The 21,557-nt window shown below is 71.0% G+C and carries 21 protein-coding genes and 1 pseudogene; 8 read left to right on the forward strand and 14 right to left on the reverse strand.

Annotated features, from left to right (window positions below; genetic code table 11):
• The first annotated feature begins 79 nt into the window (after positions 1-79).
• Complete coding sequence (locus IE269_RS09185; protein WP_189822321.1) at positions 80-1,090, forward strand: helix-turn-helix transcriptional regulator; 1,011 nt, start codon at positions 80-82, stop codon at positions 1,088-1,090.
• 47 nt (positions 1,091-1,137) lie between these two features.
• Here the strand turns inward: IE269_RS09185 and IE269_RS09190 are convergent, their stop codons facing one another.
• Positions 1,138-1,353, reverse strand: a complete 216-nt coding sequence (locus IE269_RS09190) for a hypothetical protein (protein WP_189822322.1) — start codon at positions 1,351-1,353, stop codon at positions 1,138-1,140.
• A gap of 338 nt (positions 1,354-1,691) precedes the next feature.
• Here IE269_RS09190 and IE269_RS09195 point away from each other — a divergent pair, with 338 nt between their 5' ends.
• Positions 1,692-2,909, forward strand: a complete 1,218-nt coding sequence (locus tag IE269_RS09195) for a glycosyltransferase family 39 protein (RefSeq protein ID WP_229897504.1) — start codon at positions 1,692-1,694, stop codon at positions 2,907-2,909.
• Between the two features lie 10 nt (positions 2,910-2,919).
• On the opposite strand, the gene IE269_RS09200 is transcribed toward IE269_RS09195, so the two are convergent.
• The gene (locus IE269_RS09200) at positions 2,920-3,462 is read right to left on the reverse strand and encodes a type III secretion system chaperone family protein (protein WP_189822323.1); all 543 of its coding nucleotides are present in this window, start codon (positions 3,460-3,462) and stop codon (positions 2,920-2,922) included.
• Positions 3,463-3,596: 134 nt separating this feature from the next.
• Positions 3,597-6,209 (reverse strand): ATP-dependent chaperone ClpB, encoded by a 2,613-nt coding sequence (gene clpB, locus IE269_RS09205; protein ID WP_189822324.1) that lies wholly within the window; start codon positions 6,207-6,209, stop codon positions 3,597-3,599.
• 162 nt (positions 6,210-6,371) lie between these two features.
• Between clpB and IE269_RS09210 the strand changes: the two genes are divergently transcribed.
• Positions 6,372-6,776, forward strand: a complete 405-nt coding sequence (locus tag IE269_RS09210) for a pyridoxamine 5'-phosphate oxidase family protein (protein WP_189822325.1) — start codon at positions 6,372-6,374, stop codon at positions 6,774-6,776.
• 110 nt (positions 6,777-6,886) lie between these two features.
• Here IE269_RS09210 and IE269_RS09215 read toward each other — a convergent pair whose 3' ends face one another.
• Positions 6,887-7,279, reverse strand: a complete 393-nt coding sequence (locus IE269_RS09215; RefSeq protein WP_189822326.1) for a Rieske (2Fe-2S) protein — start codon at positions 7,277-7,279, stop codon at positions 6,887-6,889.
• 1 nt (position 7,280) lies between these two features.
• Entirely contained in the window at positions 7,281-7,598 is a 318-nt protein-coding gene (locus tag IE269_RS09220) for a hypothetical protein (protein WP_189822327.1), read from the reverse strand.
• Between the two features lie 190 nt (positions 7,599-7,788).
• Here IE269_RS09220 and IE269_RS09225 point away from each other — a divergent pair, with 190 nt between their 5' ends.
• The 4 genes from IE269_RS09225 to IE269_RS09240 are packed head-to-tail and all read left to right on the forward strand — an operon-like array spanning position 7,789 to position 10,747.
• Positions 7,789-8,718 (forward strand): helix-turn-helix transcriptional regulator, encoded by a 930-nt coding sequence (locus IE269_RS09225; protein WP_438817530.1) that lies wholly within the window; start codon positions 7,789-7,791, stop codon positions 8,716-8,718.
• A gap of 33 nt (positions 8,719-8,751) precedes the next feature.
• On the forward strand, positions 8,752-9,396 hold the full coding sequence (locus IE269_RS09230; protein WP_189822329.1) for a helix-turn-helix domain-containing protein: 645 nt from the start codon (positions 8,752-8,754) through the stop codon (positions 9,394-9,396).
• A gap of 37 nt (positions 9,397-9,433) precedes the next feature.
• Entirely contained in the window at positions 9,434-10,087 is a 654-nt protein-coding gene (locus tag IE269_RS09235; RefSeq protein ID WP_189822330.1) for a helix-turn-helix transcriptional regulator, read from the forward strand.
• A 57-nt stretch (positions 10,088-10,144) separates the two neighbouring features.
• Positions 10,145-10,747, forward strand: a complete 603-nt coding sequence (locus IE269_RS09240; protein WP_189822331.1) for a hypothetical protein — start codon at positions 10,145-10,147, stop codon at positions 10,745-10,747.
• A gap of 264 nt (positions 10,748-11,011) precedes the next feature.
• Here IE269_RS09240 and IE269_RS09245 read toward each other — a convergent pair whose 3' ends face one another.
• From IE269_RS09245 to IE269_RS09280, 8 genes are all read right to left on the reverse strand, one after another.
• A complete protein-coding gene (locus tag IE269_RS09245) occupies positions 11,012-11,194 on the reverse strand; it encodes a hypothetical protein (protein WP_189822332.1) in 183 nt (60 codons plus the stop codon).
• Positions 11,195-11,322: 128 nt separating this feature from the next.
• Positions 11,323-11,772 carry a heat shock protein transcriptional repressor HspR gene (locus tag IE269_RS09250; protein ID WP_189822333.1) on the reverse strand — a complete coding sequence of 150 codons (450 nt, stop codon included), beginning with the start codon at positions 11,770-11,772 and terminating at the stop codon, positions 11,323-11,325.
• 7 nt (positions 11,773-11,779) lie between these two features.
• Positions 11,780-12,955: a molecular chaperone DnaJ gene (dnaJ, locus tag IE269_RS09255; protein WP_189822334.1), complete on the reverse strand. Its 1,176-nt coding sequence runs from the start codon at positions 12,953-12,955 to the stop codon at positions 11,780-11,782.
• A gap of 39 nt (positions 12,956-12,994) precedes the next feature.
• Positions 12,995-13,654, reverse strand: coding sequence for a nucleotide exchange factor GrpE (gene grpE / locus IE269_RS09260; protein ID WP_189822335.1), 660 nt, complete (start codon positions 13,652-13,654; stop codon positions 12,995-12,997).
• Positions 13,654-15,510 carry a molecular chaperone DnaK gene (dnaK, locus tag IE269_RS09265; RefSeq protein ID WP_189822336.1) on the reverse strand — a complete coding sequence of 619 codons (1,857 nt, stop codon included), beginning with the start codon at positions 15,508-15,510 and terminating at the stop codon, positions 13,654-13,656. Before dnaK ends, grpE begins: the two co-directional genes overlap by 1 nt.
• A gap of 146 nt (positions 15,511-15,656) precedes the next feature.
• The gene (locus IE269_RS09270; protein ID WP_189822337.1) at positions 15,657-16,193 is read right to left on the reverse strand and encodes an arsenate-mycothiol transferase ArsC; all 537 of its coding nucleotides are present in this window, start codon (positions 16,191-16,193) and stop codon (positions 15,657-15,659) included.
• Positions 16,190-17,158: an FkbM family methyltransferase gene (locus IE269_RS09275; protein ID WP_189822338.1), complete on the reverse strand. Its 969-nt coding sequence runs from the start codon at positions 17,156-17,158 to the stop codon at positions 16,190-16,192. Before IE269_RS09275 ends, IE269_RS09270 begins: the two co-directional genes overlap by 4 nt.
• A complete protein-coding gene (locus IE269_RS09280; RefSeq protein ID WP_189822339.1) occupies positions 17,155-18,645 on the reverse strand; it encodes a tyrosine-protein kinase domain-containing protein in 1,491 nt (496 codons plus the stop codon). Before IE269_RS09280 ends, IE269_RS09275 begins: the two co-directional genes overlap by 4 nt.
• 56 nt (positions 18,646-18,701) lie before the next feature.
• Here IE269_RS09280 and IE269_RS43030 point away from each other — a divergent pair, with 56 nt between their 5' ends.
• Entirely contained in the window at positions 18,702-20,156 is a 1,455-nt protein-coding gene (locus IE269_RS43030) for an O-antigen ligase family protein (RefSeq protein WP_229897506.1), read from the forward strand.
• 406 nt (positions 20,157-20,562) lie between these two features.
• On the opposite strand, the pseudogene IE269_RS43035 reads toward IE269_RS43030, so the two are convergent.
• Positions 20,563-21,450: pseudogene (locus IE269_RS43035) on the reverse strand (oligosaccharide flippase family protein); the annotation flags it as partial.
• Positions 21,451-21,557: the final 107 nt, after the last annotated feature.

A 21,557-nucleotide genomic window follows, 5' to 3' on the forward strand; every position in this document is an offset into this window, starting at 1 on the left:
CAGCAGCCCGGAATCGGTGATTCCATGTGCCCGAGCAGCATGGCCCGACCAGCCGTGCGCACGGGGGAGGGCGGGGGCCATGACCGGGCCGAATCTGGAGTTCCTGGAAGCCGGAGGGGACGTCGAGCAGGCGTACCGGCTGCTGCTGCGCCTGGGCGGGGCGGACCACGACGCGCTGGCCCGGCACCTGGGGCTGTCGCCCGACGCGGCGGCGGCGCGGGGCAGCCGGGTCGTGGGCCTCGGCCTGGCCACCGCCCAGGACGGCGTCCTGCGGCCGGTGCCGCCCGGCAAGGCGGTGGAGCGCCTGGTGGAGCGGCGGCTCGCGCGCAGCCGGGACGCGCTGGAGGCGGAGGTGGCACGCTGCGGCATCGTGGACTCGCTGCACGACGAGCGCGCGGCGGGCCTGGCCGAGGCGAGCCGGGTGGGGCGGGACGGCCCTCCCGTACAGCGGCTGGAGAGCCTGGACGACATCCAGGCGGCCCTGGACGAGATGACCTTCTTCACCCGCACCGAGAACCTGACCGCGCAGCCCCGGGGAGTCCTCTCCCCGCACCACATCTCCCACTCCAGGCCGCTGGACATGCGGGTCCTGCGCCGGGGCGTGGCCATGCGCTCGCTGCTCGGCCGGGACGCCCTGGGCGACCCCGGCACCATGGCCTACCTGTGGGAACTCGCCGACAAGGGCTGCGAGGTACGGATCGCGCGGCAGCCCGTCGAGCGCATGATCGTCTGCGACCGGGCGGTGGCCCTCACCTCGCTCGACCCCGAGGACGGCAGCAAGGGCGCCCTGCTCACGCGCGAGCCCGGGCTGGTCGCCACCCTGGTCAAGCTGTACGAGCAGATGTGGGAGGCGGCCGACCCGCTCCCGGCCCCGAGCGGCGCCACGCAGTCGCCGGGGGCCCGGCCGGAGGGCGTCGAGCGGCAGGTGCTCGACGCCCTCCGGACGGCCGACAAGGACGAGGCGGGCGCCCGTGACCTGGGCATATCGGTCCGTACGTACCGCAAGCACGTGGCGTCCCTGATGCAGCGGCTGGACGCGACGAACCGCTTCCAGGTGGCGCTGCTGGCGCGCGAGCGGGGCTGGATCTAGGCCTCGAAGACCCCGGATCCAGGCCTCGAAGACCCCGGGCCGGGGCTTCAGGACTGCCGTTTGCTCCGCTTGTACGCCGCACCCGTGTACCCCGCGCAGATGATGATCACGAAGCCGAGCGTGCTGCCGACGATCGTGCGCAGGGTGCCCTCCAAGGAGGTCATGCTGACGGCGAGCACCACCATGAGCATGGCGTTGATCAGCGCCAGCTTGGTGAGTTCCGCGTTCGCCTGCGTCTGCTGTGGCGTCTGTGCTCCGGACACGACTGTGTCTCCCCTCGTCGGCACCCTGTCTGACCTGCACTTTCCGTGCCTTCCTACATTCCCATCGGCAACCGTGCCCACCACGCGCCCCGACGCGCAGCTTCCTGCAGGCTCCGGTGCAGCTTGCTGCAGGGCCGGCCGACGGAAGGGCCCACGGAAAGGCCGACGGAACCCCAGAAGGGCAAAAACCTTTCTGCACAGTGCTGCTGACACCCCGTACGCTTCCCGTACACCCGGTCGGCCGACCTCCGGTAGCGGACGGCACCGGGGCCGATCAAGGTCGGTTCGACCGGTCCCCGGTCGCCCCGCGACCGTCCCCGCCGCCCGGAGGTAGCCCCGTGTCCGTCGACACCTCCGTCGACACCGTCGTCCCCGCCCAGTCGAAGACCGCCCCCGCACCCCCGGCAACCCGCCCCGATCCGGCGGCGCGGCTGCGCACCGCCTTCCTGCGGGCGGCCCCCGCGCTCGGCGTGTTCGCGGGGGTGCGGCTGACCGGGATGCTGCTGATGGCGGTCTGGGCCTGGCACATCGGCAAGTCCCCCCTCAAGCTGCTCGGCCAGTCCTGGGACTCCCTCTGGTACACCCGGATCGCCACGCACGGCTACGGCCACACCCAGGTCTTCGCGGGCGGCGAGGTCGTCCAGAGCGACCTGGCGTTCTTCCCGCTCTACCCGGGCCTGATCCGGGCCGTCTGCACGGTCCTGCCGGTCACGCCCGGCGGCGCGGGCCTGCTGATCTCGTGGACGGCCGCGCTGGCCGCCGCCTGGGGCATCTTCGCGGTGGTTGACCGCCTCTACGGCCGCCGGGTCGCGACCGTCACCGTCGCGCTCTGGGGCCTGCTCCCCCACTCGGTCGTGCTGTCCATGGCGTACACCGAACCCGTCCTCGTCGCCCTCTCCGCCTGGTCGCTGTACTCGGTCCTGACCCGGCGCTGGCTGCTCGCGGGCGCGCTGGCCGCGGTGGCGGGGCTGTCCCGGCCGAACGCGGTGGCGCTGGTGGCCGCCGTCGTCCTGACAGCGGCGTACGAGCTCCTCAAGGGCCGGCAGCGCGGCTGGCGCGTCTGGACGGGCGCACTGCTCGCACCGCTCGGCTGGGCCTCGTACGTCCTGCACGTCGGCATCCGCACCGGCGACCCGCTCGGCGGCTACTTCGCCGTGCAGGCGGGCTGGTCCTCGCGCTTCGACTTCGGCTCGGGCACGCTCAAATTCATCAGGCACCTGGTCAGCGCGCCGGAACGGTTCAGCTTCCCGATGGCGCTGGTCATCGTCGCCGTCGGCGTCCTGCTCCTCGCGCTCATGGCGTACGGAATGGACCGCCGCCCCCCGCTCGCGCTGCTCGTCTACACGGGCGTGCTGGTCCTGATCACGGTCGGCGGCGCGGGCTTCTTCGAGTCCAAGCCCCGCTTCCTGCTCCCCGCCTTCCCCCTGCTCCTCCCGCTGGCCTGCGCCATGACGAAAGCCCGGCCGCGGGCCGCGGTCGTGGTGACCGCAGCCCTGGCCGGGCTCTCGATGGCGTACGGAACGTACCTGCTGACGGTCGCGCCGATGCCGATGTGAGGGGAGGCGCTTACGCGTCGCCGTCCTCGTCCTTCTTCTCGTCCTCGACGGCCGAGTCGACGTCCTTCTCCAGACCGAGCTGCTCGACGACCCACTTGTCGAACTCGATGGAGGCGCGGACCCAGGAGACCGTGGACGACACGAAGTGCTCCAGCGAGACACCGGTGCCGATCAGCATCTGCGCCTCGCCGATGAGGCGGACGGAGCCGTCGTCGTGGGTGTGGCTGTAGACCTTGGGCCACAGGGTGCGGCGGTTCCAGTCGTCGAGGAGCTCAAGAAGCTGGAGCTTGTCCTCGATGCTGTGCGGACGGTCGTAGAACGTACGCACCGAGAAGACCTGCTGGTCCTCCTCGCCGCGGAACATGAAGTACGTGCGGAACTCTTCCCACGGCGCGGCGAGGTCACCCTCGTCGTCCACGACGTACTTGAGCTCCATCTGGTCCAGGAGCTGCTTGACCAGGTCCTGGTCGGGGATGACGGGGCCTGCCGGTCCCTCGGGCTGCGGTTCGGGCTGTCCCCCGAAATTCGGAATCGAGGACGGGTCGATGCTCACCGTGTATTTCCCTTCGTACGGTTGCGGTCATCCTCTCCCATCCCGGGAGGGTGAACGCAAGCCCCGGCGGGTGCGATCCGCTGCGGGCTTACAGATCGCCGCGAATCGCACCCCTTGGGCCCGGCTCGTACCCCTTACAGCTTCTTCTCCGTGGAGACCCCGGTCGCGGGCCCCACCAGCAGCTCGTCCCCGACCCGCTCGACGCGGACCGTGTCGCCGTCCTTGACCTCACCGGCCAGGATCTCCTTGGCCAGGCGGTCGCCGATGGCGGTCTGGATGAGACGGCGCAGCGGGCGGGCGCCGTACGCCGGGTCGTTGCCCTCCTCGGCCAGCCAGGCCAGGGCGTCGGGGGTGACGTCCAGGGTGAGCTGGCGGTCGGCGAGCCGCTTGGCGAGGCGGGCCACCTGGAGCTCGGCGATGTGGGCCAGCTCGTCCTTGCTGAGCGCGGAGAAGACGACCAGGTCGTCCAGCCGGTTCAGGAACTCCGGCTTGAAGGAGGACCGTACGACCTCCAGGACCTGCTGCTTCTTGACGTCCTCGGGGGTCGCCGGGTCCATCAGGTACTGGCTGCCGAGGTTGGAGGTCAGGATCAGGATGGCGTTGCGGAAGTCGACCGTCCGCCCCTGGCCGTCGGTGAGACGGCCGTCGTCCAGGACCTGGAGGAGCACGTCGAAGACCTCCGGGTGCGCCTTCTCGACCTCGTCGAGGAGCACGACGCTGTACGGACGCCGGCGCACGGCCTCGGTGAGCTGGCCGCCCTCCTCGTACCCGACGTAGCCGGGCGGGGCACCGACCAGACGGGCCACCGAGTGCTTCTCGCCGTACTCGCTCATGTCGATGCGCACCATGGCGCGCTCGTCGTCGAAGAGGAAGTCCGCGAGGGCCTTCGCCAGCTCGGTCTTGCCGACACCGGTCGGCCCGAGGAAGAGGAAGGACCCGGTGGGCCGGTCGGGATCGGCGATCCCGGCACGCGTACGGCGTACGGCGTCGGAGACGGCCTGCACGGCCTCGGTCTGCCCGATGAGCCGCTTGCCCAGCTCCTGCTCCATCCGCAGCAGCTTCTGCGTCTCGCCCTCCAGGAGCCGACCGGCCGGAATCCCGGTCCACGACCCCACCACATCGGCGATGTCGTCCGGGCCGACCTCCTCCTTGACCATGGTGTCGACGTCACGGACCTCGGCCTCGGCCTCGGCGGCCTCCTCCAGCTCGCGCTCCAGGCCGGGGATCTCCCCGTACAGCAGCTTGGAGGCGGTGTCGAAGTCGCCGTCGCGCTGGGCCCTTTCCGCTGTGCCGCGCAGCTCGTCCAGCTTCTCCTTCAGCTCACCGACGCGGTTGAGGCCCTGCTTCTCCTTCTCCCAGCGGGCGTTGAGGCCGCGCAGCTCCTCCTCCTTGTCGGCGAGGTCGCGGCGCAGCTTCTCCAGGCGCTGCACGGAACCGGCGTCGGTCTCGTTCTTGAGCGCCAGCTCCTCCATCTTGAGCCGGTCCACGGACCGCTGGAGCTCGTCGATCTCGACGGGCGAGGAGTCGATCTCCATGCGCAGCCGGGAGGCGGCCTCGTCCACGAGGTCGATGGCCTTGTCGGGCAGGAAGCGGGAGGTGATGTACCGGTCGGACAGCGTCGCGGCGGCGACCAGCGAGGAGTCCGCGATCTGCACCTTGTGGTGCGCCTCGTACCGCCCCTTGAGCCCGCGCAGGATCGCGATGGTGTCCTCGACGGACGGCTCGGCGACCAGCACCTGCTGGAAGCGGCGCTCCAGGGCCGGGTCCTTCTCGATGCGCTCGCGGTACTCGTCGAGCGTGGTCGCGCCGACCATGCGCAGCTCACCGCGGGCGAGCATGGGCTTGAGCATGTTGCCCGCGTCCATGGCCGAATCGCCACCGGCCCCGGCGCCGACCACCGTGTGCAGCTCGTCGATGAACGTGATGATCTGCCCGTCGCTCTCCTTGATCTCGGAGAGGACGGTCTTCAGCCGCTCCTCGAACTCGCCCCGGTACTTGGCACCGGCGACCATCGCGCCCAGGTCCAGCGAGACGAGCCGCTTGTTCTTGAGCGACTCGGGCACGTCGCCCTTCACGATGCGCTGGGCGAGCCCCTCGACCACGGCGGTCTTGCCGACGCCGGGCTCACCGATGAGGACGGGGTTGTTCTTGGTCCGGCGCGACAGCACCTGCACCACACGCCGGATCTCCTGGTCGCGGCCGATGACCGGGTCCAGCTTCCCCTCGCGCGCGGCGGCCGTGAAGTCCGTGCCGAACTTCTCCAGGGCCTTGTACTGGCCCTCCGGGTCCGGAGTGGTCACCCGGCGTCCTCCCCTGCTCTTCTCGAAGGCGTCGAGCAGCTTCTCCGCGCTCGCGCCCTGGTTCTTCAGTACGTCGGCGGACTGACCGCCCTTGGCGGCGATGCCGATGAGCAGGTGCTCCGTCGACAGGAATTCGTCCCCCAGCTCCTTCGCGCGCTGTGCGGCGTCGGCGACGACGGCCAGCATGTCGCGGTTGGGCTGCGGGGGCGAGACCGTGGACCCGGTGACGCTGGGCAGGGCGGAGAGAATCCGCTCGGCCCCGGCCCGTACAGCCGCCTGATCAGCTTCCACAGCGGCCAACAGGTCGGTGATGTTCTCGTTGTCCTGACCCTCCAGCAGAGCGAGCAGCAAGTGCGCGGGGGTCAGATCGGGGTGGCCGTCGGTCACGGCCCGGTTGGTGGCCGCGTTGATCGCGTCCCGGCTCCTGTTGGTCAGCTCGGCTTCCACGTCTGCACTCTCCTCCTGTACGCCCTCACGGCATCGGCAAGGCTGTCGTCGGTCCGCATGCCCAGCGGCACGACCTCTATGACTCATCCAACGTGCACAAAGTTGAGTCTATTCCACTCAGCTTTACGATCGCTGGTCACCCTGGGGGCTAATCTGCGCTCCATGGCCATCGACCTGCACCGTCCGAGCTCCGAGTTCCGCGCCTTCTGGAGCGAGAAGCACCTCTGCACCCTCACTACCCTGCGCCGGGACGGGACGCCACACGTGGTGCCGGTAGGGGTGACGTACGACGTCGAACAGGGCATCGCCCGGGTGATCTGCTCGCGCGGCAGCCGCAAGGCGGTCCATGTGCGGGCGGCGGGCGAGGCGGGGGCGCGGGTGGCCGTGTGCCAGTTCGCGGGCGCGAAGTGGTCGACGCTGGAGGGGGTGGCCCGGGTGCGCGACTCCGCGGAGGAGGTCGCGGACGCGGAACGGCGCTACGCCGAGCGCTACGGCCGGCAGCCGCGGGAGAACCCGGAACGGGTCGTCCTCGAAATCACGGTGACCCGGGGCCTCGGCAACGCGTAGCCCTCACTTGGACCTGGGCACAGCACAGCGACGCCCTCGTGTTCAGGTTCACGAGGACGTCGCTGTGTGGGGGAAGCGCCTGGGCGATCTACTGCGACGGGGGAATCGCGTCAGGCACTGCGGGGGGTGGCTGTGGCGGTCCGCGAGGCGGACCGGGTGGTGGTGCGGGTCGTACGGTCCGTGCGCGAGACGGAGCGGGGGGTGGCGCGTGGAGCGCCTTCCGTCTCGTACAGCTGGTGGTCGGCCTTCTCCAGGTTCACGAAGATGTTGCCGTACCGGATCTCGCACCGGATGGGCTGCGGCGCGCCGCGCGGGCGGCGCAGACACCGGTAGGCACGGACTTCCTCGTCCCTCTCACGGACGACCAGGATCGGGTCCCCGAAGAGGGTCACCATCAGCGAGTCACCGGGCTCGGGGAGCGCAGAGACGAGGTCGATGAGGTGCCATCCGCTGCGCATGACCCGGGCCACTTCACGTCTGAACGAGGGGTCGTCCGACGGCATGTCAGGCGCCCTTGTCGGCCGAGGCTGTGTTCCAGGCAATGTCCGACGGCTGAGCATCCGCCTTGAAGTTCCAGGCGATGTCCGACGGCTGGGCAGCCAGGGCACCCGGCTTGGCCGGGGCCTTGAACCAGGCGATGTCCGACGGCTGGGCAGCCACGGCACCCGGCTTGCCCGGCGCCTTGAACCAGGCGATGTCCGACGGCAACGCCACCGCGGCACCCGCCCCGTCCTTCCCACTGGACCAGGCGATGTCCAACGGCGCGATCGCGCCGAAGACCGCCACGGCGGAGAAGGCCACCGCAAGACCTGAACGAAGCATTCGCTGATACATAGTCGGCTTTGTCCTCACTTCCATGGGTTCCTCACCCCCGCCGTAAAGACGATGGCTCATTGAGCCACGTCAACGCCACAGGCCCGGTGCATCATGTTCTTGCACGTTCAGGACCCTGGGGGACGGACCTATGACTACAAATGCCGCCAACTCGACACATCCCCACGCGATAACCGAGATGTGCGATGCCGCAAAGCAGTTGTACGCGAGTGCGCTGCGCTCGGGCCGGATCTCTCGCACCGAAGTGGCACCGGCCCCATGCCTGATGGACTTGGCCCTGCTGCACCCCGACCCGGACGACGCACTGTGGCTCCGACCGGTTCCACCCGCGTCGGCACTGGCCAAAAGGCTCCTGACGATCGAGAACGACATTCAGGTCAACCGACGGCTGAGCGTCGAACTCACCGATACTTTCGAGCCATTCATGACCATCAGCGCACAGAGCCCTCCGCCCACCTACGCCATCACGGTGCTGGAGGGGGAGCCCCGGATCAATGCCGCTCTCGACCTGGCCCTGGCCGACACGAAGTTCGAGGTGCTGACGATCCAGCCGGGAGGCGGACGCAGCGAGGACGCTCTGAACGCCGCCGTGTCGCGCGGCCGCGCACTCAACGGCCGTGGCGGCTCCATTCGCACGCTCTACCAGCACACGGTACGCCACAGCCAGGGCACCCTGGCCTACGCGGAGATGATGGCCGGCGACAAGGTCGAGATACGTACGCTGGAGGAACTGCCGGACCGCCTGCTGGTCTTCGACCGTACGGTCGCCTTCATACCGGCCCAGGACGACCGCCGGATCGCCCTGGAACTGAGACATCCCGGCCTCGTCGCCTATCTGGCCAACGTCTTCGAACACTTCTGGCGCCGAGCCACCCCGCTGATCGAGCCGGTCTCCTACGACCCCACCCCCGAAGGCATCACGGGTGTGCAGCGCACCATCGCCAAACTCCTCGTGGAGGGATACGTGGACGAGGCCATCGCCCGCCGACTCGGCATGAACGTCCGCACCTGCCGCGCACATATCGCCAAACTCGCCGCTGCGCTGGGCAGTGGCAGCCGCGCCCAACTCGGCTTTCTGATAGCAAGGTCGAGCATCCTCGACTCCTGACCGCGTTGGCGGTCCCCCTCGAACGGAACAGTCTTGCTCCCGGCGATCACCGTCCTGGAAGGGCTTGAGCGCATCAACGCCTCCCTGGACATCGCTTCGGCCGCTTGCCGCGCGGAAGTCCGCACGCTCCAGCCCGGTGGAGCCCGGTCCGAGATCCACCTCGCCGAGGCGCTGGAACGGACGGCCCTCCTCGCGGACCGTGGCGTCCGCATGCGCTCCCTCTACCAGCACACCGTCCGGTACGACTACGGGTTGCAGGCATATCTGGAACGCCTGCCCACCGTCCAGTTGGAGGCGCGCACCACGGAGGAGCTCCCTCCCCGGCTGATGATCTTCGACCAGACGGCCGCGTTCGTCCCGTGCGGCCCCGGCACGCAGATCGCCCTGGAGCTGAGGGAGCCTTCCCTCGTCGCCCACCTGACGACCGCCTTCGACCGGATCTGGCACCAGGCGATCCCCCTCACCGACCCCCTCCCCCACCACACCACCACCATCCGCCGCACCATCGCCCGCCTCCTCGTCGAAGGCAACACCGACGAAACGATCGCCCACCGCCTCGGCCTCAACATCCGCACCTGCCGCGCCCACATCGCCAAACTCGCCACCTCCCTCGGCGGCACCACCAACCGCGCCCAACTCGGCTACCTCATCGCCACGTCCGGCATCCTCGACGGTTGAGCCACCGACCACAGCCCCGCCAGAGAACGGACAGGCCTTGACTCCGGAGCAGCGCCCCGCGCTCACCGTCCTGACCGGCAAGGACCAGATCGACCCGGCACTCGACCGCGCGGCTTCACAGGCCCGCACCGAAGTCCTGACCATTCAGCCAGGCGGCGCCCGCAAGCCGAAAACCCTGGCAGACGCCCTGGTGCGCTCCGCATCGGCAATCGAGCACAACGTCCGCATCCGCACCCTCTACCAGCACAGCATCCGCTTCAGCTACGGCGTCTACGCCTACGCCGAACGCCTCCCGCCCCACTGCGAGATCCGCACCGTCGAGCAGCGCGTCGACCGCCTCATGATCTTCGACGACACCTCCGCCTTCGTCCCCGCCTCCCCCGGCCCCGAAGTGGCCCTGCACATCCACCACCCCGACCTCATCCGCTACTTCACCGACGTCTTCGAGCACCACTGGCGGTACGCCGTCCCCCTCACCGACCCCCTCCCCCACCACACCACCACCATCCGCCGCACCATCGCCCGCCTCCTCATCGAAGGCAACACCGACGAAGCCATCGCCCACCGCCTCGGCCTCAACATCCGCACCTGCCGCGCCCACATCGCCAAACTCGCCACCTCCCTCGGCGGCACCACCAACCGCGCCCAACTCGGCTACCTCATCGCCACGTCCGGCATCCTGGACGCCTGACCTGCAAGAAGTCCCCCGGAGTGCGCAACCCTCCACCCCTCGGTACGGTCTCCACAGGTGAGCCAGCCCCTCCTGCCCGAAGGCCCCGGCATGACCGAGCACCCCTCCCCCGTCGACCTCGTCAAGGCCCCCGAGACCCCCGAGGCCCCCTCGTCGTCCCGCCCACCCCTGGACGACCCCCTCTTCGGCCCGGTCACGGTCTCCATCACCCCGCACCGCCGCATCACCGTGTCCGGCCCCGGCATCCCCCGTACCGATCTGATCCGCAACGGGGGCATCGACGGAGCCGACACCTACAGCGCGATCGGCACCCGCTCCGCCGCCGCCCTCACGCTCACCGTCGAGGACACCCCCGCCGAGATCCGCCCCGGCCGAGGCCGCTTCCGCCGCTCCACGTACAAGATCGACGCCACCCACGAGGGCACCCACTACCGCCTGGTCCCCACCTCCATGGCCACCAGCACCTTCCTCCGCGACAAGACCGTCCTCGGCGAGTTCACCGCCGACGGCGACGAGACGGTCCTCGTGGAGTGGAAGGAGGACGCCGACCCGCAGCCCGTCGACGCGTCCGTCGGCTACACGCTCGCAGCGGCGTACGGCACGGGCGGCCAGCCCATGTGGCTGACCCTGGTCGACGTCGTCACGGACCTCATCCCGTGACGGGGCGCGGCCCCTACGCCGTCAGCAGCTCCACCTCGTACCGGCATCTGACAGCATCGCCGTCGAGCAACTCAGCGGCGAGAAGGAACCCTGGTTTGCCCTGGATTACAGCCATCTCCGGAGGACAGACCCCTGGGAGCCGACGCTCAGGAGTGTCCTCTTGGGTGCGCCCCGCAGATGACGGCGAGCAACACGTGCCGTACAGACCTGATGCGCCACTCGGCGCGCGTGCCGCCGCCCAACTGGAGCGTGAAGCCGCACACTTCACCCCCGGTGGAGGGCGTCGAGGGCGTGCAGGCTGCCGGTGTCGGCCCACTCGACGGCACGGGCGATCTCGCGCGGGGTGAGGCCGAGGACGTGGAGGGTACGGACCTGGACGCGGACCGTGCGGAGGGCGGTGCGGGGGCAGTCGGCCCCGGCAAGTCCGCCTGGTTCCAGCTCGTCCACGGCCCGCAAAGGGCCTGACAGCGGCCACCCTGGAGTTCAGCAGCCCCCCGACAACGCAAAGGGGGCCGGAAAGCACCCAGTGCTTCCCGGCCCCCATGAGCCAGCCGAACCCGTACAACCGCGAGGACTCAGTCCGAAGACCTCTTCGGCCGCCAGACCACCAGCGCACTCGTCTGCTGCACGTCCTGGTACGGGACCAGATCGCGCCGGTACGACGCGTGCACCTGGGCCTCGCGCTGCTGGAGGGCGGCGGCCGCGCCGTCCACCGCCGCCGAGAGTTCGGCGACGCGGGACTGGAGGGCGGCGACCTGGTTCTCCAGCTCGATGATGCGTTTGATGCCGGCCAGGTTGATGCCCTCGTCCTGGGACAACGCCTGCACCGTGCGCAGGAGTTCGATGTCGCGGGCCGAGTAGCGGCGGCCGCGCCCGGCCGTGCGGTCCGGGGAGACCAGGCCGAGGCGGTCGTACTGGCGCAGGGTCTGCGGGTGCAGGCCGGAGAGCTGGGCGGCGACCGAGATGACGTACACCGGTGACTCGTCGGTCAGCTCGTAAGGATTGGTGCGTCGTCGGCCGTCCATTGCTCTCCTACGCTCCCTTCGCGTCCTGGAAGAGTGCGGCCCGCGGGTCGTCGCCCGCCGTGGCCTCACGGTAAGTCTCCAGGGCTTCCCTGGCCTTGTCGTTCAGTTCGGTCGGCACCGCCACCTCCACGGTGACCAGGAGGTCGCCGCGGGTGCCGTCCTTGCGGACCGCGCCCTTGCCGCGGGCCCGCATGGTGCGCCCGTTGGGCGTCCCGGCGGGCAGCTTGAGGGTGACCGGCGGTCCGCCGAGGGTGGGGACCTTCACCTCGCCGCCGAGGGCGGCTTCCGTGAAGGACACCGGCACCGTGACGGTGAGGTTGTCGCCCTTACGGCCGAAGACCGGGTGGGCGTCGACGTGGACGACGACGTACAGGTCGCCGGCCGGTCCGCCGCGTTCGCCCGGAGTGCCCTTGCCGCGCAGGCGGATGCGCTGGCCGTCGGTGACTCCGGCGGGGATGCGCACCTGCATCGTGCGGGAGGACTTGGCCCGGCCCGAGCCCTTGCAGACGTCGCAGGGGGTTTCCGCGATGAGGCCGCGGCCCTTGCAGTCGACGCACGGGTCGGTGAGGGAGAAGCCGCCCCCGCCGCCCCGCGAGACCTGGCCGGTGCCGACGCAGGTCGGGCACACCCGGGGGGTGCCGTTCTTGTCGCCGGTGCCGGAGCACGCCTTGCAGGGGGCCTGGGAGGACATCCGCAGCGGTACGGTCGCGCCGTCGACGGCCTCGGTGAAGCTCAACGTCACCTCGGACTCGATGTCCTGGCCGCGGCGGGGCTGCGTACGGGTGCCCGTACCGCCCCTGTTGAAGAGGCCGCCGAACACGTCGCCTATGCCGCCGCCGAAGCCGCCGGTCTGGGTGCCGCCGGCCGTGCCGCCGCCGAAGAGGTCGCCGAGGTCGAAGTTGAACGAACCGCCGGCCGCCCCGGGGCGGGGGCCGAAGCCCCCGCTGCCGAAGAGGGCGCGCGCCTCGTCGTACTCCTTGCGCTTCTTGGCGTCACCGAGGACGTCGTTCGCCTCGGAGATCTCCTTGAAACGCTCCTCGGCCTCCGCGTTGCCCTTGTTGGCGTCCGGGTGGAACTCGCGGGCGAGCTTCCGGTACGCCTTCTTGATCTCGGCCTCGGTGGCGTCCTTGGGGACGCCGAGAACCTTGTAGTAGTCCTTCTCGACGAAGTCCTTCGTGCTCATTTCCTCGACGTCCCTCCTCTCGGATCCAGCAGTGCGGCACTACCCCTTCTCGGGGTCACCGCTCTCCTTCTTGTCGTCGGAGGCGGCGGAGTCCTCCGACTTGTCGGCCGCGCCCGGCTGGGGCTCGGCCACCGCGACCCGTGCGGGACGGATCGTACGCTCGCCGATCCGGTAGCCCGGCTGAAGGATCGCCACGCAGGTCGTCTCGGTGACGTCCGGCGCGTACGAGTGCATCAGGGCCTCGTGGATCGTCGGGTCGAAGGGCTCGCCCTCCTTGCCGAACTGCTGGAGGCCCATCTTCGCGGCCACCGTCTCCAGCGACTCGGCGACCGACTTGAAGCCGCCGACCAGCTCGCCGTGCTCACGGGCCCGGCCGATGTCGTCGAGGGTCGGGAGGAGCTCGGTCACGAGGTTCGCCGCGGCGATCTCCTTGACCGTGATCCGGTCCCGCTCCACGCGGCGACGGTAGTTCTGGTACTCCGCCTGGAGGCGCTGGAGGTCGGCCGTACGCTCGTTGAGCGCCATCTTGGCCTGGTCCAGCTGGGCGGTCAGTGCGACGTCCTTCGCGGCGTTCGCGTCGTCGGCCGGGGCCGCCGAGCCCTCCTCCGAGGAGGGGGACTCAGCGGCCTTCGGCTCGGCGTCGTCCGCGCCGGAAGAGACGTCGGGCTTCTCGTCGAAGCCCGGAGTCTCCTCCGTCATCAGGCAGCGCCGCCCTTCTTGTCCTTCTCGTCGTCCACGATCTCGGCGTCGACGACGTCGTCGTCGGCGGCCTGACCGGCACCCGGGGCAGCACCCTCGGCACCCGGCGCACCCTGGGCGGCCTGAGCGTCGGCGTACATGGCCTGGCCGAGCTTCTGGGAAACGGCGGCGACCTTCTCGGTGGCCGTACGGATCTCAGCGGTGTCCTCGCCCTTGAGCTTTTCCTTCAGCTCGGTGACGGCGGTCTCGACCTCGGTCTTGACCTCGCCCGGGACCTTGTCCGCGTTGTCGGAGAGGAACTTCTCCGTCTGGTAGACGAGCTGCTCGGCCTGGTTGCGGGTCTCGGCGGCCTCGCGGCGCTTGTGGTCCTCCTCCGCGTACTGCTCGGCCTCCTCACGCATCCGGTTGACCTCGTCCTTCGGCAGCGAGGAGCCGCCGGTGACGGTCATCTTCTGCTCCTTGCCGGTTCCGAGGTCCTTCGCGGCCACGTGCATGATGCCGTTGGCGTCGATGTCGAAGGCGACCTCGATCTGCGGCACGCCGCGCGGGGCCGGCGGCAGACCGGTCAGCTCGAACATCCCGAGCTTCTTGTTGTACGCCGCGATCTCGCGCTCGCCCTGGTAGACCTGGATCTGCACGGACGGCTGGTTGTCCTCGGCCGTCGTGAAGATCTCGGACCGCTTGGTCGGGATCGTGGTGTTGCGCTCGATGAGCTTGGTCATGATGCCGCCCTTGGTCTCGATGCCCAGGGACAGCGGGGTGACGTCGAGGAGCAGTACGTCCTTGACCTCGCCCTTCAGGACACCCGCCTGGAGCGAGGCGCCGATGGCGACGACCTCGTCCGGGTTGACGCCCTTGTTGGCCTCGCGGCCGCCGGTGAGCTCCTTGACGAGCTCGGCCACGGCCGGCATGCGGGTCGAGCCGCCGACGAGGACCACGTGGTCGATCTCGGAGAGGGCGATGCCCGCGTCCTTGATGACGTTGTGGAACGGCGTCTTGCAGCGCTCCAGCAGGTCGGAGGTCAGCTGCTGGAACTGCGAGCGCGTGAGCTTCTCGTCCAGGTGCAGCGGGCCCTCGGCCGAAGCCGTGATGTAGGGGAGGTTGATCGACGTCTCGGTGGAGGACGACAGCTCGATCTTCGCCTTCTCCGCGGCCTCGCGGAGACGCTGGAGAGCCATCTTGTCCTTGCCCAGGTCCACACCGTGGTTGCCCTGGAACTGCTTCACCAGGTAGTCGACGACGCGCTGGTCCCAGTCGTCACCACCGAGGTGGTTGTCACCGTTGGTGGCCTTCACCTCGACGACGCCGTCGCCGATCTCCAGGAGGGACACGTCGAAGGTGCCGCCACCGAGGTCGAAGACGAGGATCGTCTGGTCGTCCTTGTCGAGGCCGTACGCCAGCGCGGCGGCGGTCGGCTCGTTGACGATGCGCAGGACGTTGAGGCCCGCGATCTCACCGGCCTCCTTGGTCGCCTGACGCTCGGAGTCGTTGAAGTACGCCGGGACGGTGATGACCGCGTCGGTCACCTTCTCGCCCAGGTAGGACTCGGCGTCGCGCTTCAGCTTCTGCAGGATGAAGGCGCTCATCTGCTGCGGGTTGAAGGACTTGCCGTCGAGGTCGATCTTCCAGTCAGTGCCCATGTGGCGCTTGACCGAACGGATCGTCCTGTCGACGTTGGTGACCGCCTGGCGCTTGGCGACCTCGCCGACGAGCACCTCGCCGTTCTTCGCGAAGGCGACGACGGACGGCGTGGTCCTGGCGCCTTCGGCGTTGGTGATGACGGTGGGCTCGCCGCCTTCGAGAACGCTGACGACGGAGTTAGTCGTGCCCAGGTCGATGCCGACCGCACGTGCCATTTCGGATTCCTCCAGTTACGTACTTGAGTGGATCTGGCTCAAGGATGCATCACTCGTACGCCGGAGTCAACAGACCTGAGTCGACCCCACTCAACTCTTATGCGGTCCTTATCCGCAAGAGTCGAGCAGGTCGGCATTTCCGCAGGTCAGCGAGGTGCGACCGGAGTGAGCAGCGCGGCCAGAGCGCGGGTGTGGGCGTCCAGTAGGGTCCCGCAGGCGCTCAGCGCCTCGTACCCGAGACCCCACGGATCACTCACCGCGTCCTGTTCAGCATCCACCGGAGCCACCTCCCCCCGCATCCCGGCGGCGTACGCGACCACATCCCCCTGAGCCCCCTGAGCCCCCTCCGCCAGCCGCAGGAACTCCCGCAGCGTGAACACCCGCCGCAGCGCCCCCGGCCGCAGCCGCACCGCCGCCTCCCGGTGCTCCCGCTCCATCCCCAGCACGAGCGAGGCCCCCGCCACCATCTCCCCGGTCAACCGCCGCGAGGTGAAGTCCCTTCCCTCACCGCCCAGTTGCTCCAGTACGGTCCGGGTCTCGCGGTCCATCTCGTACGGTCCCGGGGGCCGCGTCCCCGCACTGGCGACCCGCACCCCCGCCCCCGCGTGCTGCGCCAGCAGCCGCTCGGCCAGCACCGACCGGTGCACGTTGCCGGTGCAGACGAAGAGCACCTCGAAACTCACCCGGCACAGCTCCAGACCCGCGCCGAGCCCTCGGGCAGCAGCGCCCGGTGGGCGGGGCGGCCGACGGAGAGGAGGTTGTCGCAGTGGGGGTGGCGGGCACGCAGGGCGGCGAGCGCCGCCCGGTCCGCACGCCGTACGACACCGCAGACCTTGTCCAGCACGAACACCCCGCGCCCGTCCGCCCACAGCGCGTCGAGGATCTCGCGGGGGTCGTCCCCGCACGCCGCGACCTGCTCCGGGACGTACTCGACGAAGACGGCGGGACGGCCCTGCGCCAGGGTGCGCACCGCGCCCCGCAGCACCTGGACCTCGTACCCCTCGGCGTCGATCTTGACGAGGTCGGGCCGGCGCTCCCAGGGGTACGCGTCCAGGGCGACCCGCGGCACGGTGACCGTCCGCCCGCCGGGCCCGAAGGCGTCCGGGGCGGCGCTGTGGCCGCCGCTGTTGGCGGGGTCGAGGTGCAGGGTGAGCGAACCGGGGGCGGGGCCGACGGCGACCTCCTCCACCCGGACCCGGTCGGCCAGGCCGTTGAGGCGGAGGTTGCGGCGCAGGGCCTCGGCGTTGGCCGGGACCGGCTCGAAGGCGGTGATCCGGCCGTCGGGCCGCATCTTCGCCGCGCCCGTGCAGGAGTACAGGCCGATGCTCGCGCCGACGTCGACGATTCCCGAGGCGCGGGCCGCCAGCCGCTCGTACAGGTCGAGTTCCAGGCTCTCGTACGCCCCGCCCAGCATGGCCGTGGCCACGCACCGGTCGCCCTCGGCGGTGGTGAAGCGCAGCCCCCGGTAGGGCACGACCGTCCCCGCCACCGGGAAGGCGAGCCGGTGCAGGGCGGCGGAGAGGGCCGAGGTGGGGCCGCTGCCGGAGAGCGGGGTGGCGGCGAGGGTGCGGCGGCCCGCCCGGATCACCGCGCACAGGGCCCGCTGGCGGAAGGTGGGCCCGGCGGGGTCGAGGAGGGCGGGGGTCACCGGATCTTCTTCCGCGACGACTTGGCGGCGAGCACCGGCTCCGGGGACGACGACTGCGAATGCGACTGCGAGGCGCCCCTCGGCCGCCCGATCCGGTGCAGCCACGCCGCCCTGCCCGTGGGCGGGCCGACCGGGCTGTAGCTGTGGTACGAGCTGTAGCTGCCGACCCCGCGCCGGTCCTGGGTCATGCTGAGCACCGCCCCGATCAGGGTCGCGCCGACCCCGCGCAGGGCCGCCGCCGCCCCGGCCGCCTGGTCGCGGCCGGTCTTCCTGGCCCGTACGACCAGCACCACCCCGTCGACGTGCAGGGCGAGCCCCACGGTGTCGGCGACCGGCAGCACCGGTGCGGTGTCGACGACGACGGTGTCGAAGCGCTCGCCGAGCTCCCGAAGCACCGCGCCCATCCGGTCGGAGGCGAGCAGTTCGACGGGGTTGGGCGGCACCGGGCCCGAGGTGAGCACCTGGAGCCCGCCGGGCCCGCACTGGAGGACGTCCTCGATCTCCGCCTGCCCGATGAGGACCGTCGTGAGTCCCGCGTCGGCCACCAGGCCGAGCCCGTCGGCGAGCCGGGGCCGCCGCAGGTCGGCGTCGACCAGGCAGACCCGGCGGCCGTCCAGGACGAGGGCGGCGGCCAGGTTGACGGCGGTGGAGGTCTTGCCCTCGCCGGGCAGCGCGCTGCTGACCGCGATCACCTTGGGGGCCTGTCCTACGGAGGCGAACTGGAGGTTGGTGCGCAGCTGGCGGTAGGCCTCGGCGCGGCGCGAGTAGCCGCCGGCTCCGTTCTCCTCCAGGACGAGGGTCTGCTGTTTGCCGATCCGGTTGAGCGGGATGGAGCCGAAGACGGGCAGTTCGACGGCCTCGCCGAGCTCCTCGGAGGTCGCCATGCTGGAGTCCAGCACCTCGCGCAGCAGCGCGGTCCCGACGCCGACCAGCAGTCCGCCGAAGAGTCCGGCGGCCAGGTTGAGCAGCGGACGGGGGCTGTCGGGGCGGGCGGGCACGTCGGAGGACTGCGACACCGACAGCTTCACCGGGATCGCGCCCCCGCCGACCGGGGTCTCCAACTCCCCTACGGCGTCGATCAGATGGCGGGCGACCGCGTTCGCGATGTCGGCTGCGCCGCGCGGCGAGCGGTCGGAGGCGGTGATGTTGATGAGCACCGTGCCGATCGGGGAGGACGCCTTGACCTGCTGGGCGAGCTCGTCCGGGCGCTGTTCGAGGCCGAGTTCGGCGACGACCTCCTCCATCACGGGCCGGCTCGTCACCAGGTCCGCGTACGACTGGACGCGGTCCTGGCCGAACGAGGAGACCTGGGCGAGCTGCTGGGTGTCCGCCACCGCGCGCGCGGAGACGAAGATCTGGCTGTGCCCCTGGTAGACGGGCGTACTGAGCCAGGTGGCGAGCAGTCCGGTCAGCAGACCTGCGAGGGCGCACAGCGCGATGAACTTCCACCGCTTGAGAAGGGCTTCTGCATGGGCTCTGGCATTCACTTCGTCCTCCGGTACGGTCATTGCGGAGCGTAATCGGACAATCACGGAGATAAGGTATGAAACGCCTGAGCCCGGCCATGCGGCCCAGTCCGGAACCGCCCGCGCGGGCCCACGACGGCAGCCGGGAAAGCCCCGACAGCCCTGCCGCCACCGTCGCCGCCCAACTGCGCACCGCCTGCCTCTGGGTCGTCCTGCTCAGCCCCGCGTTCTTCGCCACCGTGGTCTGGGGCCGCGCCATCGTCGCCGCGAACGACGTCCTGGGCGCCGCCTACGGCACCCCCCGCGCGGAGGTCGCGCTCGCACCCTGGCGGATGCAGGCGGCCGTGGGCTGGGCCGGACTGTCCTTCGCCCTGTTCACCGCCACCCTGGTGATCGCCCTGGTCGCCCCCCGCCCGGCCCGCCGCAGGCCCGGCTCTGCGGTGCTGGCGGGGGCGCTGCTGATGTACGCGGGCCCGGTGCTGGCCGGGGTGTGGGCGGGGCACGGCGGGGCCGGGGACTGGCGGCTGTGGCTGGCCCCGCTGCTGCTCACCGCGTTCCAACTGGCCCCCCGCCCGCGCCTGGAGACGCTGGTGCGCACCCTGCGCGCGGGGCTGCGCGTGTTCACGTACGGCAGCCTGCTGGTGCTGGTCGTCGCCCCGAACTGGGCGGTGCTGGCCAGCCCGGTGGTCAACTTCGGGCTCGACCTGGTGATGCCGGGCGGGCGCCTCGCCGGGCTCTCCAACCACCCTGCCGCGCTGGGCACGCTCTCCGTACTGGCCCTGCTGCTGGAGGTGCAGGGCATCGCCAGGACCCGGCTGTGGCTGGTGCACAGTGCGGCGGCGGGCCTCACCCTGCTGTTCGCCCAGTCCCGTACGGCCTGGCTGGCTGCCCTCGTGTCGCTGCTCTTCGTCTACCGCAGGGAGGACGCCCTGCGCGCGGGCCGGGTGCACCCGGCGGTCAAGCGGCTGGTGGCGGCCGGGCTCGCGGGCAGCGCGGCGCTGTTCTCCCCGGCCGTGGTCGACGGCTTCCACCAGGTGACCAGCTCGGACGAGGTCGCCACCCTGCACGGGCGCGAACTGCCGTGGCGGCTGGCGCTGGAGGCCTTCCACGAGAACATCTGGTTCGGGTACGGGCCTGGCCTGTTCAGCGACCGCAGCTCGCCGGTGGGCGGCGCCTTCGACCACGCGCACAACCAGGTTCTCCACACCCTGGGGACGGCGGGCATCGCCGGAGCCGCCGGGCTGCTGGTCTTCCTGCTGGTCGTGCTGTGGACCGCCGCCCGCACGGCCGCCGTCACCCACGGCCTGAGCTGGGCGCTCACCGCGACGACCCTCGTGCTGTGCGTGCCGGAAGCACCCTTGCGGGGCAACGGGTTCACGCCCTATCTGGTGCTCACCCTGACCCTGTTCACGGTGCTGTCGACTGCCTCGGCACAGCGGGCGGGGCAGCAGTCTTCCGCCCCAGCAGCCCGTGTGCCGAGGCCAGCCGCAGCGCGGGAATCCACCGCCGCACCGGCCATGCGCACGCCGTAGCCGCGCCGCCCGCCAGCAGTCCGTACACAAGAGGTACGAGTCCGGGCCCGCCGCCCTGTGCCACGCTCCCCAGCCGGGCGGCCCCCGCGACGACCGCACCGAGTGCGGTGTGGACGGCGTACTCGCCCAACATCCCCTGCCAGCCCGGCAGTCGACGCCACCGCCGCAGCTGCCAGGCGTGCCCCGCCCCCGTCGCCAGCAGCAGCGCCAGCGCCAGCAGCCGGGCGTCGGCCAGCGCCGCCGCGACGCCCACCCCGGCGAGCATCCCCACCAGCACCACCCGCTGCACCACCGCCACACCCGCCACGTCGCCCCGCACCCGGTCCGCCTGATACCCGACCGTGCACAGCACCTGGAGCGCGAGCCCCGGCACGAACCACACCACCAGCGCCGCCGCCTCCTCCCACCCCGGTCCCAGCAGCAGCAACAGCCCCACCGGCCCCACCCCCGCGACCACACCCAGGCACACCCCGAGCAGCCCGGACGCCACCGTCAGCGCGTCCCGCAGCGCCCCCGCCAGCCGCTCCGGGGTCTCGGCCAGCCGCGTGAACAAGGGAGTCGAGGTCCGCACCAGCGCCTGGGTGAGCGTCTGGGAGACCATCGAGACGAAGTACACGGCCCGCGAGAAGTGCCCGGTCCCGCTCGCGCCCAGCACCAGCGCCGCACTCCACACCTGGAGGTTGTACGTCAGCGACTGGACCAGCGTGAACGCGGCGCACGAGCGCAGCGAGAGCCACAGCTCCCGCCCCGGCCGCTCCCACCGCGCCCCGCGCAGCATCCCCCGCAGCAGCACCAGACCGCCCACGCACGGCACCACGCCCGACAGCACCGGCGACAGCGCGACCCCGTACGGAATCCATCCGGCGATCAGGGCGCTCAGCGCGCACGTCCAGCCGACCGCCTGCCCGCCCAGCTCCAGCAACGCGGCCGTCCGGAAACGCAGTTCGCCCCGGAGGGCGGCCGTGCAGACGGCCGCCACCGGGGCGATCAGGTTCTGGAGGACGAGGATGCGGACGAAGTCCACGAGGTAGGGGACCCCGCTGAAGACGAGCCCCCACAGCGGGGCCACCGCCTCGAAGAACAGGCAGGAGGCGGCCCCGGTCCCGGCCGCGAGCAGCAGCGACGGGGCCAGGAAGGCGGGCCCCCGCTCGCGCGAGGTCAGCACGTACTGGGTGAGTCCGCTGGTCAGCGACGCGCTGACGTGCACGACGGCCGTGGCGGTGGCGTACGCGCCGAAGTGCAGGGCGCTCAGGTGCCGGCCGGTCCAGGCCCCGTAGCCGAGCTGGAGGACCATGGCGGCGATCAGCGCCCCGGTCTCCCAGCCGAAGCCGCCCGCCAGGGCGCGGGCTCGAGGGGCGGCCTGCTTCTCCCGCGTGCCCGCGCCCGCTCCCGGCCCCGGGC

The organism is Streptomyces spiroverticillatus (assembly GCA_014650415.1).
Taxonomy (GTDB): Bacteria; Actinomycetota; Actinomycetes; order Streptomycetales; family Streptomycetaceae; genus Streptomyces; species Streptomyces spiroverticillatus.

Excerpts from the sequence above, each read along its gene's own strand:
- IE269_RS09185 (WP_189822321.1), top strand. The coding sequence starts at position 80 with ATGACCGGGCCGAATCTGGAGTTCCTGGAAGCCGGAGGGGACGTCGAG.
- IE269_RS09210 (WP_189822325.1), top strand. The coding sequence starts at position 6,372 with ATGGCCATCGACCTGCACCGTCCGAGCTCCGAGTTCCGCGCCTTCTGG.
- IE269_RS09215 (WP_189822326.1), bottom strand. The coding sequence starts at position 7,279 with ATGCCGTCGGACGACCCCTCGTTCAGACGTGAAGTGGCCCGGGTCATG.
- IE269_RS09220 (WP_189822327.1), bottom strand. The coding sequence starts at position 7,598 with ATGCTTCGTTCAGGTCTTGCGGTGGCCTTCTCCGCCGTGGCGGTCTTC.
- IE269_RS09225 (WP_438817530.1), top strand. The coding sequence starts at position 7,789 with ATGTGCGATGCCGCAAAGCAGTTGTACGCGAGTGCGCTGCGCTCGGGC.
- IE269_RS09250 (WP_189822333.1), bottom strand. The coding sequence starts at position 11,772 with ATGGACGGCCGACGACGCACCAATCCTTACGAGCTGACCGACGAGTCA.
- dnaJ (WP_189822334.1), bottom strand. The coding sequence starts at position 12,955 with ATGAGCACGAAGGACTTCGTCGAGAAGGACTACTACAAGGTTCTCGGC.
- grpE (WP_189822335.1), bottom strand. The coding sequence starts at position 13,654 with ATGACGGAGGAGACTCCGGGCTTCGACGAGAAGCCCGACGTCTCTTCC.
- dnaK (WP_189822336.1), bottom strand. The coding sequence starts at position 15,510 with ATGGCACGTGCGGTCGGCATCGACCTGGGCACGACTAACTCCGTCGTC.
- IE269_RS43030 (WP_229897506.1), top strand. The coding sequence starts at position 18,702 with ATGAAACGCCTGAGCCCGGCCATGCGGCCCAGTCCGGAACCGCCCGCG.